The sequence below is a fragment of the Nocardia sp. NPDC003482 genome, assembly GCF_053588115.1.
Genome location: NZ_JBSFPI010000010.1, coordinates 123183 through 138224, shown reverse-complemented (window position 1 = coordinate 138224; position 15042 = coordinate 123183). Strand labels below are relative to the sequence as shown.

Annotated in this window: 18 protein-coding genes; 10 read left to right on the top strand and 8 right to left on the bottom strand. The window is 68.9% G+C overall.

Annotated elements, in window-relative coordinates; translation table 11 throughout:
- The first annotated feature begins 88 nt into the window (after positions 1-88).
- Complete coding sequence (locus ACWDSJ_RS17720) at positions 89-466, top strand: VOC family protein (protein WP_450033165.1); 378 nt, start codon at positions 89-91, stop codon at positions 464-466.
- A 6-nt stretch (positions 467-472) separates the two neighbouring features.
- Here the strand turns inward: ACWDSJ_RS17720 and ACWDSJ_RS17715 are convergent, their stop codons facing one another.
- Positions 473-820, bottom strand: coding sequence for a VOC family protein (locus ACWDSJ_RS17715; RefSeq protein WP_450033164.1), 348 nt, complete (start codon positions 818-820; stop codon positions 473-475).
- Positions 821-879: 59 nt separating this feature from the next.
- On the opposite strand from ACWDSJ_RS17715, the gene ACWDSJ_RS17710 reads away from it, so the two are divergent.
- Complete coding sequence (locus ACWDSJ_RS17710) at positions 880-1437, top strand: TetR/AcrR family transcriptional regulator (RefSeq protein ID WP_450033163.1); 558 nt, start codon at positions 880-882, stop codon at positions 1435-1437.
- Here the strand turns inward: ACWDSJ_RS17710 and ACWDSJ_RS17705 are convergent.
- On the bottom strand, positions 1430-1984 hold the full coding sequence (locus ACWDSJ_RS17705) for a DsbA family protein (RefSeq protein WP_450033162.1): 555 nt from the start codon (positions 1982-1984) through the stop codon (positions 1430-1432). The two genes, ACWDSJ_RS17710 and ACWDSJ_RS17705, sit on opposite strands and share 8 nt — an antisense overlap.
- A gap of 21 nt (positions 1985-2005) precedes the next feature.
- A complete protein-coding gene (locus ACWDSJ_RS17700; protein WP_450033161.1) occupies positions 2006-2371 on the bottom strand; it encodes a DoxX family protein in 366 nt (121 codons plus the stop codon).
- Positions 2372-2471: 100 nt separating this feature from the next.
- Between ACWDSJ_RS17700 and ACWDSJ_RS17695 the strand changes: the two genes are divergently transcribed.
- Positions 2472-2843: a winged helix-turn-helix transcriptional regulator gene (locus ACWDSJ_RS17695; protein WP_387361996.1), complete on the top strand. Its 372-nt coding sequence runs from the start codon at positions 2472-2474 to the stop codon at positions 2841-2843.
- A gap of 41 nt (positions 2844-2884) precedes the next feature.
- The gene (locus ACWDSJ_RS17690) at positions 2885-3361 is read left to right on the top strand and encodes a nitroreductase family deazaflavin-dependent oxidoreductase (RefSeq protein ID WP_450033160.1); all 477 of its coding nucleotides are present in this window, start codon (positions 2885-2887) and stop codon (positions 3359-3361) included.
- Positions 3362-3417: 56 nt separating this feature from the next.
- On the opposite strand, the gene ACWDSJ_RS17685 is transcribed toward ACWDSJ_RS17690, so the two are convergent.
- Entirely contained in the window at positions 3418-4152 is a 735-nt protein-coding gene (locus ACWDSJ_RS17685) for a glucose 1-dehydrogenase (protein ID WP_450033159.1), read from the bottom strand.
- 82 nt (positions 4153-4234) lie between these two features.
- Between ACWDSJ_RS17685 and ACWDSJ_RS17680 the strand changes: the two genes are divergently transcribed.
- Positions 4235-5335 (top strand): NAD(P)H-dependent amine dehydrogenase family protein, encoded by a 1101-nt coding sequence (locus tag ACWDSJ_RS17680; protein ID WP_450033158.1) that lies wholly within the window; start codon positions 4235-4237, stop codon positions 5333-5335.
- A 9-nt stretch (positions 5336-5344) separates the two neighbouring features.
- Here the strand turns inward: ACWDSJ_RS17680 and ACWDSJ_RS17675 are convergent, their stop codons facing one another.
- Both ACWDSJ_RS17675 and ACWDSJ_RS17670 read right to left on the bottom strand, forming a co-directional pair.
- Positions 5345-5947 (bottom strand): TetR/AcrR family transcriptional regulator, encoded by a 603-nt coding sequence (locus tag ACWDSJ_RS17675; RefSeq protein ID WP_450033157.1) that lies wholly within the window; start codon positions 5945-5947, stop codon positions 5345-5347.
- Between the two features lie 49 nt (positions 5948-5996).
- Positions 5997-6554, bottom strand: a complete 558-nt coding sequence (locus tag ACWDSJ_RS17670; protein ID WP_450033156.1) for a choice-of-anchor K domain-containing protein — start codon at positions 6552-6554, stop codon at positions 5997-5999.
- A gap of 256 nt (positions 6555-6810) precedes the next feature.
- Here ACWDSJ_RS17670 and ACWDSJ_RS17665 point away from each other — a divergent pair, with 256 nt between their 5' ends.
- The 5 genes from ACWDSJ_RS17665 to ACWDSJ_RS17645 all read left to right on the top strand — a co-directional run bounded on the left by ACWDSJ_RS17665 (position 6811) and on the right by ACWDSJ_RS17645 (position 10859).
- Positions 6811-8178 carry a flavin-containing monooxygenase gene (locus tag ACWDSJ_RS17665; RefSeq protein WP_450033155.1) on the top strand — a complete coding sequence of 456 codons (1368 nt, stop codon included), beginning with the start codon at positions 6811-6813 and terminating at the stop codon, positions 8176-8178.
- Positions 8175-9086 carry an alpha/beta hydrolase gene (locus ACWDSJ_RS17660; RefSeq protein WP_450033154.1) on the top strand — a complete coding sequence of 304 codons (912 nt, stop codon included), beginning with the start codon at positions 8175-8177 and terminating at the stop codon, positions 9084-9086. The genes ACWDSJ_RS17665 and ACWDSJ_RS17660 overlap by 4 nt, the downstream gene beginning before the upstream one ends.
- Positions 9083-9841, top strand: a complete 759-nt coding sequence (locus tag ACWDSJ_RS17655; RefSeq protein WP_450033153.1) for an SDR family NAD(P)-dependent oxidoreductase — start codon at positions 9083-9085, stop codon at positions 9839-9841. The genes ACWDSJ_RS17660 and ACWDSJ_RS17655 overlap by 4 nt, the downstream gene beginning before the upstream one ends.
- A gap of 92 nt (positions 9842-9933) precedes the next feature.
- Positions 9934-10392 carry a hypothetical protein gene (locus ACWDSJ_RS17650; protein WP_450033152.1) on the top strand — a complete coding sequence of 153 codons (459 nt, stop codon included), beginning with the start codon at positions 9934-9936 and terminating at the stop codon, positions 10390-10392.
- A gap of 101 nt (positions 10393-10493) precedes the next feature.
- Positions 10494-10859, top strand: a complete 366-nt coding sequence (locus ACWDSJ_RS17645; protein ID WP_450033151.1) for a hypothetical protein — start codon at positions 10494-10496, stop codon at positions 10857-10859.
- A gap of 32 nt (positions 10860-10891) precedes the next feature.
- Here the strand turns inward: ACWDSJ_RS17645 and ACWDSJ_RS17640 are convergent, their stop codons facing one another.
- Both ACWDSJ_RS17640 and ACWDSJ_RS17635 read right to left on the bottom strand, forming a co-directional pair.
- On the bottom strand, positions 10892-11239 hold the full coding sequence (locus ACWDSJ_RS17640; RefSeq protein ID WP_450033150.1) for a DoxX family protein: 348 nt from the start codon (positions 11237-11239) through the stop codon (positions 10892-10894).
- Between the two features lie 60 nt (positions 11240-11299).
- Positions 11300-15022 (bottom strand): CHAT domain-containing protein, encoded by a 3723-nt coding sequence (locus ACWDSJ_RS17635; RefSeq protein WP_450033149.1) that lies wholly within the window; start codon positions 15020-15022, stop codon positions 11300-11302.
- Between the last annotated feature and the right edge of the window lie 20 nt (positions 15023-15042).

The following is a 15042-nucleotide window of genomic DNA, read 5'->3' as shown; positions in this document are numbered from 1 at the left end:
ACCTGAGCGCCGCGCGCGCCCGGTCGCGGGCGCCTCCTCCGCCGTGATTGTTCTCGAGCTCGAAAGATCAATCACGACAGGAGTTCTCATGACCGCACGGTTCAATCACACGATCATCGCCGCGAAGGACCGCACGGCCTCGGCCGCGTTCTTCCGCGACATCTTCGAATTCGCCGACGCGCCCTCGTGGGGCGTGTTCACCAATCTGCTCTGCGACGACGGGGTGCTGTTGCAGTTCGCCGAGCCGCCAGTGGAGTCGATTCAGATGCAGCACTACGCGTTTCTCGTCGACGACGAGCTGTTCGACCGCGCCTACGCGCGGCTGGTCGAGCGCGGTATCGACCACTGGGCCGACCCGCACGGCCGCCGCCCCGGCGAGATCAACGACGAATACGGCGGCCGCGGAGTGTATTTCAGGGATCCGGCCGGGCACGGCCTGGAGATGATCACCCGGCCCTACCTCTGAATACGCCTACCCGGCCGCCTGCCACAGGGCGAGGGTGGCGCCGCCCGGCTCGGCCACGACCACCACCGAGCCCGGCGGAAGGTCCACGCGCGGCCTCACGATCCGGCCGCCGAGACCGACGGCGCGTTCCGCGGCGCCGTCGACGTCGTCGACCGGAACGTACGGAATCCATTGCGGCGGACGGGAATCCCCCTCCGGCAGGGGTGTGAAGCCGCCCCACACCGCGTCGCCCTCGCCGAGCATCGGCCCGGCGGGGGTCTCGGTGACGCCCCAGCCGAACAGCTCGGTGTAGAAGCGGCGGGAGGCGTCGAGATCGGTCGTGCGGACGTCGTGGAACACGAAATGTTGGGACATGCGTCCTAACTTTAGGTCGCTTGTCCCAATTCGGCAACGGCGGCGGTAGATTGTTCACCGTGAGACCCGTGATCGAGGCCAACCGCCGCGGCAAACGCGAGCAGATCATCGACGCCGCGAAACACGTCCTGGCCCGGGACGGCCTGTCCGCCTGTACCGCGCGCGCCGTCGCCGACGCCAGCCCCCTCACCAAGAGCGCGGTCCACTACTACTTCGCCGATATCCACGAGATCATCGACCTGGCCATGCGCGACCACGTCTCGGCGCTGGTCGACCAGCTCCGCGCCGCCGCCGCCACGGAATCCACTGCGCCGGAACGGCTCTGGTCGGTCGCCGAGGCGTATCTCGCCACGTTCGCCGACCGGCCCAGCGTGGCCTACCTGTGGTTCGAGTACTGGATCGACACCGGCCGCCGCGGGCAGTCCGCCGCCATCACGGGCGCGCTGGACGACATGCACGCCCTGCTGCGGGAGTTGGCGGCGGACATTCCCGTGGACGACCCGGACGAGACCGCCCACACCCTGCTGTCCTGGCTGATGGGCACGATCGTCCAGCAACGTCTTCGTCCCCGCCCGCCCGAGGCGTTGCGGCGCGAGATGGCGAGGATCCTCAGCTGAAGTCCGGTGCGGTGGTCCGCAGCCGTTTGATCTCGTACACGCCCGGCACGTCCACGACCGCGTCCCACAGTCGCCCGGCGTCCTCGCCCTTCGGGGCGGGGCTCACGACCGGGCCGTTGTAGACGGCGTCGCCGACACCGAGGACCGGGGTGCCGACCTCGTCGCCGAAGGCGTCCTGGGACTCCTGATGAGAGTTGCGGATCGCCGCGTCGTAGAAGTCGGAGTCGGCGAAAGCGGCCAGCTCCGTGGGCAATTGGGCGTCGGCGAGGGCGGCGGAGAGATCGACGTCCCCGCCGCGGACGTGCAGCCGGGTACCGAGGGCGGTGTACAGGCGGGCTACGGCTTCGTTGTCGTGCTGGTCGCCCGCCGCGGCCAAGACCCGCAGCAGATCCGCACCCTGGTCGAGCGTCCCCTCGTTGAGGATCGACAGGCTCATGAGTCGCCATTGCGTCCGCACGTCGCGCACCCCCTCCACCTCCACCAGCCACCGCGACGTCAGCCAGGTCCACGGGCAGATCGGGTCGAACCAGAAGTCCACGGTGGTCATCGGGCGCTCCTCACGGTCGGCTCAGATCCAAACGGTTCCCAGCCAGACGGTTACCGCCGCGAGGACGAGCAAAACGATATTGAGGCCGATGACGCGGGTCTCCCCGCGCGCGACGTGCACGGCCGTGCCCCCGATCTGGACCAGGACCAGCCCGATCGCCGCCGCGATGGCGAGCCAGGGCGCGATACCGGTGAGGGGCGGGAGGATCAGCCCCGTCGCCCCGGCGATCTCCAGCGCGCCGATGAGGCGGACGACGGGCATCGGAATCTGATCCACCCAGCCCATCATCGGCCGCAGATCCGCTTGGCTCCGAAGCACTTTCATGCCCCCGGCGTACAGATAGAACACGGCCAGCAGCCCGGCGACGATCCAGTAGGCGACGTTCATGACGACCCTCTCGATGGTTACTGTCGGTAAGCAGCCCCATCATGCGTTACCGTCGGAACCCGTACAAAAGGCACACACAGGTAACCATCGGGGGAGATCGATGTCGGACTACCAGCACACCTGCATGATTCGCGGTGACGGCGGCCGGACCATCCGCGCGATCCTCGACCGGATCTGCGACAAGTGGGCGCTGCTCATCGTGGTCACCCTCGATCGCGGCGCGCTGCGGTTCACCGAGTTGCAGCGGCAGATCCCGGGCATCTCGCAACGCATGCTCACCCTGACCCTGCGCAATCTGCAACGCGACGGCCTGGTCTCCCGCACCGCCTACGCCGAGGTCCCGCCCCGCGTCGAATACGAACTCACCGCCACCGGCAAGAGCCTCATCCCGCCCGCACTGGCCCTCGCCGGGTGGGCCATCGAGCACATCGAGGAGATCGAGGCCAGCCGGGCCGGTTTCGATGAGCGGTAAGGCGTCTGGACGGTTGTCCGAAAATGGTTTATGCAGAACGTATGCCAGCGAACCGTCCCCCCGGCCTCGATTCGCCGATCACCAAGGTGATCCTCAAGTACGGGTCTCGCGCCCAGTCGTGGGTGTACCGCCGCAGCGGCGGGCGCATCGGCACGACGTGGCGGATCGGCGCGGGCTTCCGCAAGCCGGTTCCGACGTTGCTGCTGGAACATCGGGGGCGCAAATCGGGTAAGACGTTCGCGGCTCCGCTGCTGTACCTGCGCTCCGGGGACGACATCATCGTGGTCGCCTCCCAGGGCGGTGCGGCGAATCACCCGCAGTGGTACCGCAATCTGCTCGTCGATCCCGATACCCACGTCCAGATCGGGCCCGAGCGCACACCCGTCCGCGCCCGCGAGGCTACCGACGCCGAGCGCGCCGAGCTGTGGCCGCGTCTGGTCGAGCTGTACGCCGACTTCGACTCCTACCAATCCTGGACCGACCGCAAGATTCCGGTCGTCATCCTGTCACCGAGGTGACGTGAAACTTCCTGGACGCCAGGAAGTTTCACGCGGCCCGCGCCGGGAGGCGGCGCTCAGGACTTGTGGGGGACCGCGGTCACCAAACCGCCGTCGACGATGAACTCCGAACCCGTCGAGTATGCCGATTCGTCGCTGGCCAGGAACAGTATGAAGGTCGCGACCTCCTCCGGCTCGGCGGGACGGCCGAGCGGGATGGTCACCAGATCGTCGGGGATGTTCTCGGTCATGGGCGTGCGGATCAGGCCCGGGTGCACCGAGTTCACCCGAATCTTGTGCTGCGCCAACTCGAGTGCCGCCGACTTCGCCAGACCGCGCACACCCCATTTGGACGCCACGTAACCGTGCGCCCACGGCGCGCCGCGCAGCCCCTCGATCGAGGAGATGTTGATGATCGACCCGCCGCCCGCGGCGATCATCGGCTCGACCGCCGCGCGCATCCCGAGGAATGTGCCGGTGAGGTTGACGTCGATGATCTTGCGCCACCGTTCGATATCGAACTTGTGCAGCGGCCCGCCGTTCACGATGCCCGCGTTGTTCACCAGCACATCGAGTTTGCCGAACTCGGTCACGGCCGTGGCGACCGCGGCGTCCCACTGCTCGGGCCGGGTGACGTCGAGGGAGACGAACCGGGCGGCGTCGCCGAGCTCCTCGGCCACGGCCTTCCCCTCGTCGAGCACGTCCCCGATCACCACCCGGGCGCCCTCGGCCACCAGCAGCCGGGCGTGAGCCGCGCCCATTCCCCGGGCGCCACCGCTGATCAACGCCACTTTTCCGTCTACGCGTCCCATGGCCGGAACGCTACCATCAAACTGGAACAGGTTCTAGACACTGTTCCGGAACCCTGCTCCGTAGACGTGACGAGGAGAGAACATGGCAGTCCGTGTCGCCCACATCGGCACCGGCAATGTCGGTCGGCTGGCGCTGATCGAGCTGATCACCCATCCCGGGTACGAGTTGACCGGCGTCTGGGTGTCGAGCCCCGACAAGGTCGGCAGGGACGCCGGGGAGCTGGCCGGGCTCGGGCGGCACACCGGCGTCGCCGCGACGAGTGAGCTGTCGGACATCCTTGCCGCGCAACCGGATTGCGTCGTGTACTGCGCGATGGGCGACACCCGGCTGCCGGAGGCGATGGCCGATGTCCAGCGCATCCTCGCCGCGGGCATCAATGTGGTCGGCTCGGCTCCCGGAGTTCTCCAGTACCCGTGGGGTGTGGTCCCGGACAAGTACATCGAGCGCGTGGAACAGGCGGCGCGCCAGGGGAATTCGAGCGTATTCATCACCGGTGTCGATCCGGGGTTCGTCAACGATCTGCTGCCCTTCGCGCTGGCGAGCACATGCCGGGAGATCGAGCGGATCCGCTGCCTCGAGATCGCCGACTACGCCACCTACGACGGTTCGATCGTCATGTTCGACGTCATGGGCTTCGGCAAGCCGATGGACGAGGTGCCCATGCTGTACCAGCCCGGTGTGCTGAGCCTGGCATGGGGGACCGCCATCCGGCAGCTCGCGGCGGGGCTGGGCCTCGCCGTGGACAAGATCACCGACTTCGTGGAGCGGGTGCCCGCGCCCGAGGCGTTCGACGTGGCGGCAGGGCACATTCCCGAAGGAGGTTTGGCCGCGGTGCGTTTCGAGATCCACGGGATCGTGGACGGGCATCCGGCGATCGTCATCGAGCACGTCACGCGGCTGCGGGGGGATCTGCGGCCGGATTGGGCGCAGCCCGCGCAGCCGGGCGGGTCGTATCGGATCGAGATCACCGGGGAGCCCTCCTACGCGGTCGATATCTGCCCGACCAGCCGGTACGGGGACCACAATCACGCGGCCATCGCCGCGGCGGCCGGGCGCATCGTCAACGCGATTCCCGCGGTCGTCGCGGCCGAGCCCGGTATTCGAACGACCATGGATCTGCCGTTGATCACGGGCACGGGGCTCTACGCTCCGCCTCTGAGTCAGGGATCGGGAGACCGATGAATCGGATTGTCAGCCTTCGGGATTCGCGCGCAACCCCGGCAGGACGAAGCGCCGCATGTGCCGCAGCACGGCCGCCGGGTCGTCGGCGTCGAGGGTCTCGCCGGGCATGGTGCCGAAGCTGATCAGGACGCGGGCCACCCATTCGGCGACCTCACCCGGATCGTGCGCCGGGTGGATCTCGCCACGGGCGATCGCGGCCTCGACGAACGGTCGCCAGAACGCGCCGAGGTCCGGGACCAGTGCGGTGACACCCGCACCCGCGCAGGCGGCGAACTCCTCCGGCTCGGCCGCCCGCAACCGTAGCGGCAGCGCGCCCGGGTCGTCGTAGGCGCCGCGCCCGATCCGCACCCCGGCCACCAGCTGTTCGGCGAAGCTGGCGAGGGTGTCGAGCTCGGCCCGCGCCCCGCTCCAGAACGACTCGTTCAACCGCACGATCGCCGCCCCCAACAGCGACGACTTGTCCGGAAAGTGCCGATACAGCCACGCCCGCGACACCCCCGCCTCCTCGGCGACCTCGCTCACGGTGGTCGCGCGAATACCCTTGCGCGCCAGGAGAACCTGCGCCGCGTCGAGCAGCCGATCCACCACCTGTGTCGTCGATACCTCGGTCACGCGCCCCCGCTTTCGCCGCCAGTTCCGGGGGAAACGATAGCAAGTCGGCTCAGGAACTCGGCTCGCTCGTCGGGTCGAACCGGGCGACGAGCCACAGTCTCTTGATCTCGCCCTCGCCGATGGTGTAAGTCTCCTGAACCTCCCCGTGGCCCCCGTGGTCTCGGAAACCGCTGATCGTCACCTGGTATTCGGTGCCGTCGACGCGCACGATGTCGTTCTCGTGGACGATCGGCAGGCGGACCACGTCGTCGACGTCGCCGGGCACGTTGGGTGTCTCGTCGTGACGGAAACGCAGCGTGAACGTGTGGTCGAACCCCTCGTCCTGGAAGTCCACCGTGACCTTCAGGAACACCGAGAACTGGCTGTGCTCCAACACGACCCGGCGGTTGTAGTGGGCGAAGATGCCCAGGTTGAAATCCGTGCCGTCCAGCTGCGCGTCCACGCCGGTGAGTCCGGTGAAGTCGTATCCACTCTTCTCGCCGCCGTCCGCGCCGGTACCCCATCTGAGTCTGGACTTGGTGCCGTCGGGCGCCTGCCGCAGCCCCTCGAACTGCGATTCGTCCACGCTGACCCGCGTCCACACGCCCTTGGTGTCGACCTTTCCCATAACCGAGGCCCCCTCGATCCGATCGCGTCGGCGATCTGCCGTTGCGACTCCATCATCCGCCCCCACCGCGCGCCCCGTGACCGAAATCGATTGCACAACAGTCGACTTCGACCAACAAACCATCCGCCCCGTCTTCTACTCGCGGCCGTGCGGTGGAGACGATTGCCCGGTTTCGCCTCGGGAACTCATTCGATCTGCCATCCTGTCCCCAGTAGACAGAATTCAGAATCTGTCTACAGCTCGGAAGGGATCAAGGATGTACCTACCGCGGACCGCGGTCATAGGCGCGGGGATCAGCGGGTTGACTGCGGGAAAGATGCTGGCGGACTACGGGATTCCGTACGTGTGCTTCGAGTCCTCGGATCGGGTGGGGGGGAACTGGGCGTTCGGGAATCCGAACGGGCGCAGTAGCGCGTATCGGTCGTTGCACATCGACACCTCGAAACATCAGCTGTCGTTCCGGGACTTCCCGATGCCGGAGGAGTATCCGGACTTCCCGCACCACAGCCAGATCAAGGAGTACCTCGACTCCTATTGCGCCGCTTTCGATCTCGGGCAGGCCATCGAGTTCCGGAACGGGGTGACGCACGCGCGGCGGCTGCCCGGGGGCGGGTGGGAGCTCGACACCGAGCGGGGGGAGACGCGGCGGTTCGATCTGCTGGTGGTGGCCAACGGGCATCACTGGGATCCGCGGTATCCGGACTTCCCGGGGGAGTTCACCGGGGAGACGTTGCACGCGCATCACTACATCGATCCGCGGACGCCGCTGGACTTCCGGGATCAGCGGATTCTCGTGGTGGGCTTGGGGAACAGCGCCGCCGATATCGCGGTGGAGTTGTCGTCGAAGGCGCTGGGGAATCGGCTGGTGTTGTCGACGCGGTCGAGCGCGTGGATCGTGCCCAAGTACATCGCGGGCCGCCCGGCCGACAAGTACTACCGGACGACGCCGTATCTGCCGCTGTCGTGGCAGCGCAAGATCGCGCAGTGGGGGCAGCCGCTGACCGCGGGGCGGCCGGAGAACTACGGGCTGCCCACGCCGAATCACAAGTTCTTCGAGGCACATCCGACGCAGTCGGTGGAGTTGCCGTTGCGGCTGGGATCGGGGGATGTGATCCCCAAGGGCGATATCGAGCGGCTCGACGGGCGGACCGTGCACTTCCGGGACGGCACGCACGAGGATTTCGACGTCGTCATCTACGCCACCGGCTACAACATCACCTTCCCGTTCTTCGATCCGGAGTTCATCAGCGCGCCGGACAATCGGATCGACCTGTACAAGCGAATGTTCCTGCCGGGCATCGAGGATCTGGTGTTCGCGGGGTTCGCGCAGGCGACGCCGACGCTGTTCCCGTTCGTGGAATGTCAGGCCCGGCTGATCGGGGCGTACGCGGTGGGCCGGTATCGGGTGCCGTCGGAGGCGGAGATGCGGCGGGTCATCGTCAGCGATCAGCGGCGCTACACCGGGCACATGCTCGATCGGCCGCGGCACACCCAGCAGGTGGACTACTTCCTCTACGAGCACGACATCCGGGTGCGGGAACTACCGGCCGGGGCGCGGCGGGCGCGGGTCGCCGGGCCGCCGCGCTGGGCGGGGGAACGGAGCGGAGCGGAGGCGACACGATGAGGTCTGTTCGATTCTCCTCGAGCGGAACGACCTGTGACGCACGGTTTTTCGAGCCGGAGCCCGGCGGCCCGTTCGAAGGGCCGGGCGGTTGCCCGGTCGTGGTGATGGCGCACGGGTTCGGCGGCACCAAGGATTCGGGACTGGAGCCGTTCGCGCGGGCGTTCCGGGCGGCGGGACTGGCCGCGTTCGTCTTCGACTATCGCGGCTTCGGCACGTCGGAAGGGCAACCGCGGCAACGGATCTCGATGGCCGGGCAGGCGGACGACTATCGCGCGGCGATCGGCGCGGCCGTGCGGCAGCCCGGGGTGGACGCCGAACGTGTTGTGCTGTGGGGTGTTTCGATGGCGGGCGGTCATGTGCTGACCGTCGCGCCGGGCCGCCCCGAGGTGTGCGCGGTGGTCGCCATGGTGCCGCTCGTATCCGGTCCGGCGGCGGGACGGCACGCGTTGCGGCAGGTCGGGGCGCTGGCCATCGCCGGGTCGACGGTGTCGGGGATGCGCAGCGCGGTGTCGTCCCGGCTGGGCGGGGCGGCCGGGATGATGCCGTTGGTCGGCAGGCCGGGGGAGCGGGCGGCGCTCACCGCAGACGGGTTCTACGACGCGTATGTCGGGCTGGCCGGTCCGACCTGGCGCAACGAGGTCGACGCGGCGGTCGGGCTGGACGTCGGCGGGTTCCGGGTGGGTCGCGAGGTGGAGCGCATCGCCGCGCCGATCCTGATCCAGATCGCCGACTTCGATCGGGCGGCACCGCCGCAGGCCGCGGCGAAGGTGGCGTTCCGGGCGCGCGCCGAGGTGCGGCACTATCCGGCGGATCACTTCGATCTGTTCCCCGGGCGGCCGTGTCACGACACCGGGTTGGCGCACCAATTGCATTTCCTGCGTAGGCATCTCGGAGTGGAGGCGGTATGAGCCGGACAGCGGTGGTGACGGGCGGGGCGTCGGGAATCGGGGCCGCGACGGTCCGGGCCCTGGCGAGCGAGGGGTATCGGGTCGTGGTGGCCGACCTGAACGCGGACGCGGCCCGGGCGCTGGCCGACGAACTCGGCGGTGACGTGCGGTCGGTCGGCATGGATGTGACCGACGAGGCTTCTGTCGCAACGTTTTTCGAGTCCGAATCCGCGGATGTGGTCGTGCACTGCGCGGGTGTCTCGGTGCCCGGAGCCATCACCGAACTCGAGCTCGCGGGCTGGCAGACCACCGTCGACGTCTGCCTGACCGGGACGTTCCTGGTGCTCAAGCACGCCGGGCGGCATCTGTCGGACGGCGGCGGCATCGTGTGCATCGCCTCGCTCAACGGACGCCAGCCCGGTACCGGGATGGCGGCCTACTGCGCGGCCAAGGCCGGGGTGCTCATGCTGGTCGAGGTGGCGGCAATGGAGTTGGCGGAGCGCGGAATTCGCGTCAATGCCATCTCCCCGGGACTGGTCGACACGCCGTTGGTGGCGGGCGTGGCCTTCGTGCCGGGGCTGCGGGAGGAGTACCTCGAGAACACACCCCTCGGACGCAGCGGGCGGGCCGAGGAGATCGCGGACCTCGCCGTGTTCCTCGTCTCGGACAAGGCGACCTGGATGACGGGCGCGGCCATCGATCTCAACGGCGGGGCGCATCTGCGCCGGTATCCCGATGTGCTGGGCAAGGTTCGGGCGTTGGCGCAGGGCGGCTGAAAAAGAAATTCGCGAAACGAGGGAACCGATGGGGGCGCTTCGACATCCAAGAAGATGACGAACCGAAGAATCCATCGACCGGGGGTAAGCGAATGAACAAGTACGCGAAGAACATCGGCGCGGTCGCGGGCGGCGTGCTGGCGGTGTGGTTGGCCACGGGTGTGTCCGTGCCCGCCGCGAATGCCGCCGGGCCCGGCGACGCGCGCTGCCATGTGGACGCCGTGAAGGCCATGAATCCGCACAATTCCAAGGGCACGCCCACCGATATCGTCGGAAAGGGGAGTATCAGCTGCACGGCGGCCATCGACTCGCTGTACATCGATGTCGAACTCCAGCGCAAGGAAGGCGGCGGCTGGAAGAAGGTGGGCGGCGGCCACAATGAGGTCAGCAATCCCGCCGCGGGGACGAAGCTCGTCGCGCAGGGGGCCACCACCTGCGCGGACGGCGAGTATCGGACGGCCGCTCGCGGGGGCGGGGTGTACGGGGGAGTACCCTCGCAATCCTCGGCGTGGCAGTATTCGGACACCGTGGTGAATCCGTGCGACAAATAGCGGCCGAGGACGCGAATGGGTTGGGAGGCCGGGTGAGCGGGACGGAATGGGAGATGTTCTGCTCGGAGGTTCGCGGGATCGCCGAGCGTTACGACCTCCGGGTGTACAGCTACCCGGGTATCTTGTTGCTTCCCAGCGGATCCCCCTCGTTCGAGGACGAGGCGAAGGGATCCAATCCACACATCAAGTTGGTGGATATGGGGGATGCCTCGGTACGCATCGAAACCGGTTGGTGCGTCCGGGCCGTCGCCGATTACGAGATCCAATTCGAGGACAGGCCGTCCCAGGCGGCGGCGGCGGTCGAGGCGATCATTCTCGGGGGCGCGGAAGAATATGTGATCACCGATGACGAGGGTCATTGGGTGGCGTACGGGTGGAGTATTCGCGGCAAGGATTCCGTGATGTCGCAACCCCCGCACACCACCTCGGGACGCAAGGCGGTTCGTCGGCTGCTGCCCTGGCGGTGATCGGCGAAGTCCGTTGGGGCACAGGCGGTTTCTCAGCGGGCGAGTTGCAGGGTCAGGGCCGCCGCGACCGGGGCCAGGTACAGCAGCGGGAAGACGCTCGTGGCGTACGAGTGCGCCCGGATCGCGGTGGCCGTGGCGCCCAGGAAGTAGAGGATCAGGCCGATGGCGGCGGCGACGCCGATCGCCGGGATGAACAGGCCCACCAGAAGTCCCAGTGCCCCAGCGGATTTGGCAAGGGCCAGCCAGTTCCACCACGGCCGGGGGACGCCGTACCGCTCGAGTGGCTCGACGACGAACCGCTGTTGGGAGAACAGCGAGTAGCCCGAGAAGCCGACCCACAGGGCGGCGATCACGGCGACGACATGGTAGGTGGTGTTCATGGCGGTTCCCTTCGCTCGTGGTGTCGTCGGGTTGACGACGCCGCGAGCGCGGGTGTGACATCAGGCCCCGGTGTGCAGGTGCGCGGCCCACAGGGACGGGGTGGCCGGGAGGGCGTCGCGGGCGGTGCGGATCGCGTGGTGCAGGGCGTACGGGGCTCGGGTCACGTCGAATGTCGTGGGCGCGGTGTGCAGACCGCTGTAGAAGCTGTCGGCGATGTCGCTGGCCGTGCCGTCGTCGATCGTCCACAGGGTACCGATCACGTGCGGATATCCCGCGAGTTGGAAGGCGGAGGCGAGGTGGAGGGATTCGTCGACCAGGCGCGTGCCGCCGTCGGCCGTGTCGCAGGCGGACAGGTATGCCAGGCGGGCGCGGTCGAGGTGGATCGGGGCGAGCGCGGCCACGGTGAGCGGCGAGGTGGCGTCGTCGCGTAGCAGCAGGCGGCTGAGCGAGGGATCGTCGGGGTCGGTCGCGCCGTGGCAGGCGAAATGCGCTACGCCGCAATCGGAGAGGAGGTCCAGCACGGTGGCCGTGGTCGGCTCGGTGAGCACGGTCGCGCCCGGCAGGTGGGCGGCGACCAGTCGGGCCTCGTCGAGCACATGATGCAACCGGCCCGCGACGCCTGGCGTGGTGGGCATGGCGACGACCAGGCCCCGGGGCGGGGTGGCCGGATCGGTGGCGGCGAGGCGTTGCCGCGCGTAGCCGAGGGCGGCGACCGTCGGGGTGTAGGACGGGACGACCCGATCCAGTACCGTTCTCGGCTCGGAATCCGTTGTGCGCGTGTGGTATCCGGCCGCGTGCAGGGGGAGTTGACCGAGTAGCCCGCCGGGTGACAGCCAGATTCGGGGGCCGTGCTGCCCGTTGGTGATCGGCTCCCGGTAGCCCAGCGCGTCCAGGAGGGGGCCTATCGCGTTGTCCCACAGCCATTCCAGTGTCTCGGTCAAATGTCGTTGCGCCGCTTGCCGTTCCGGTCCGGTGGCGCCGTGGTCGGCGGTGTGCAGCGCCGCCCGGAAGGCCGCCGCCCGCTCCCGCACGATCTGCGCGGACAGGCCGGGCAGCGGGTGGGCGGAGATGCCGTCCGCGGTCAACAGCAATGCGTCGCTGCGGTAATCGCTGACGCTGAACGCGATCACCGGTCCGTCGGCGGCCTGCGCGCGCAGTTGTTCGGTCGACGGCGGCAGGGCGAAGGTCTCGAACCCGGGTTCGGAGCGGATTCGAGTGAGCGTGCGCTCGAACGCGCGGGCCAGCTCGACGCGGTCCGAGTCGCCGGAATCGTTGAGCCGGTCCCGCAGCCGGACGAATTCGGCGGCGAGTTCCGGGTGCTGGTCCGCGAGATCGGTGACATCCGTGCGGATCTGGAGCGTCCGGCCCAGCAGCACCGCCCGCCCGGCCTCCAGCAGGCGCAGCGCCAGATCGGCTCGATTCGTTTCGGGCGTAGCGGGGTTGTGGGGTGTCAGATCGGCTTGGTCCGCCGGGCGCACAGTGGGATTGCGCGGGATTGGATCGGCTCGATCCGCCTCGGGCACCGGGGGATTGCACGGCGGCAGATCGGCTCGGTCTGCCTCGGGTGCAGCGGGGTTTCGGGGTGGCAGATCGGCTCGGTCTGCCTCGGGTGCAGCGGGGTTTCGGGGTGGCAGATCGGCTCGGTCTGCCTCGGGTGCAGCGGGGTTTCGGGGTGCCGGATCGGGTCGATCCGTCTCGGGCGCGGCGGGGTTTTGGGGTGCCAGATTGGCTCGGTCTGCCTCGGGTGCAGCGGGGTTGTGGGGTGCCGGATCGGGTCGATCTGCCTCAGGTGCAGCGGGATTGCGGGGCGCTGCGGTGGACCGATCAGCTTGGGGCGCAAGGGGATTGCGGAGGGTTAGGGCGGCGGCGTCGGCGGCGAAGCCGCCGGATTCGCCTATTGCGAACTGTTGGTCGGAGCGTTCCAGTTGTCTGGGGGCTACCTCGGGGAGGAGGCGGATTGCGGTGGCGATGAGGGCGGCGGCCTCTTGCGGGTGGGTTGGTGCGAGTAGGTCGGCGGCGGCGCGGGCTGCGAGGATGCGTGGTTGTGGTGGGGAGATCTCGAGGTGCGCGGCGGCCAGCGCGGCCGATTGGGCTTCGTTTCGGTCGGGTGCCGTTCCCGCGCGCCAGAATCGCGTCATCAACGCGGCGGCCAGTGCGAGCAGTCGTTCGGCGCGGTCGGGATGGTCGGTGGGGGTCAGGTTTGCGCCTTGACGCAGGGTGGTGACGGCCTCGTCGAGGTCCGCTGGGTTGTCGGTCTGCTCGTATCGGGCGCGGAGGGCGCGGCCGAGGCCGGACAGCATGGTCGCGTGTTCGCGGTGGTCGGCGGGCGTTTCCGCGACCGCGCGGCGGAACAGTGCGATCATCTCCGCGAGATCTGTTGGCGCGGAATTTGATTCGAATCTTCTCCACAGGGCGTTGCCGAGATTCATCAGCAGGAAGGTCGTCGCCGAATACTCGGCCGGGGCCGCGTCCACGGCTTCGCGCAGGACGGTGATGGCCTCGTCCAGATCCGACCGGATTCCCCTGCGCTCGAAGCGCTTTCGCAGGGCTACGCCCAGGGTGGTCAGGCGACCGGCGCGCACCCCGCTGTCCGTGGTTGCGGCCGCGCCCAGCCGGGCGAACCGAATGGCCTCGTCCAGGTCCCGCGTCGAACCCGTCAGGCCGAAGCGATCGACCAACGCCCGGCCGAGGCTGCTGGCGCGTTCCGGGTAGGTCGGAACGTCCGTGCTCATGGCCGCGACGGCCGCGCGGCCCACCTGGATCGCCTCGTCCAGATCCGCCGGGTTCCCGGTGCGCTCGAACTGGGTGCGCAGGGTGATCCCGAGGTTGGCCAGGTACAGGGCGCGATTCGGGTCGTCGTCCGGCGCGGCCGCGACCACCTGCCGGGCCAGCTCGACCGCCTCGTCCAGATCGGATCGAATTCCGGTGCGCCAGAACCGATTCAGCAACGACTGGCGGAGGGTGTTCATGGCCTCGGTCCGGATGGGGGCGTCGGCGGGAAGGTCGTGCAAGGCCCGCCGCGCGTGGGCGACGGCCGCGTCGACGTCGGCGGGCGCGCCGGAATGGTCGAAACGGAATCGCAGGCTCATCCCGAGGGCATGGCGGAGTTCGGCGCGAACGGCCTCCGGCATCGACGCGGGAAGGCGGGACACCACGTGTTCGCCGAGCGCGATGGCCTCGTTCAGGTCGGCCACAGTCCGGGTGCGCGCGTACCGGTCCGCGAGCGCACCGGCGACCCTGATCAGCCATACCGCGCGGGCGGGTTCGAGCGGACCCCTCGTCGCGGTCGCGCGGTGCCGCAACGCGATCGCGGCGTCGAGGTCGGCGGGTGTGCCCGTCCGGCGGAATCGGGTCATGAGGGCGGCGCCGAGAATGTCGATCCTGCGGGACAGGCTCGGATCGCCGGAGTCGGTGCGCGCGAGCGCGTCTCGGATCAGGTGGATCGCGTCGTCGAGATCGGTGGTCGCGTGCGTGCGCTCGAACCGGATGTACAGGCTGTGCCCGACCGCCGCGAGCAGGTCGAGATGGAAGGGGGTTCCGGCGTCGATCCGGTCCAGGGTGTCCCGGCCGATGGCGATGGCCTCGTCCAGATCGGCCGGGGCGGCGGTGTGGCCGAACCGGATCGCCAACGCACGGGCCAAGTGGTATCGGGTGGCCGGGAAGTCGGGGTGGCCGGGCTCGGTGTCGGCGGCCAGTCGCCGGGCGGCGCGGATCGCGTCGTCCAGCTCGGCAACGGTTTTCGCGCGGTTGACGCGCCCGCGCACGCGGTCGAGACCGGACACGTCGCCTCCCCTCGACCCTT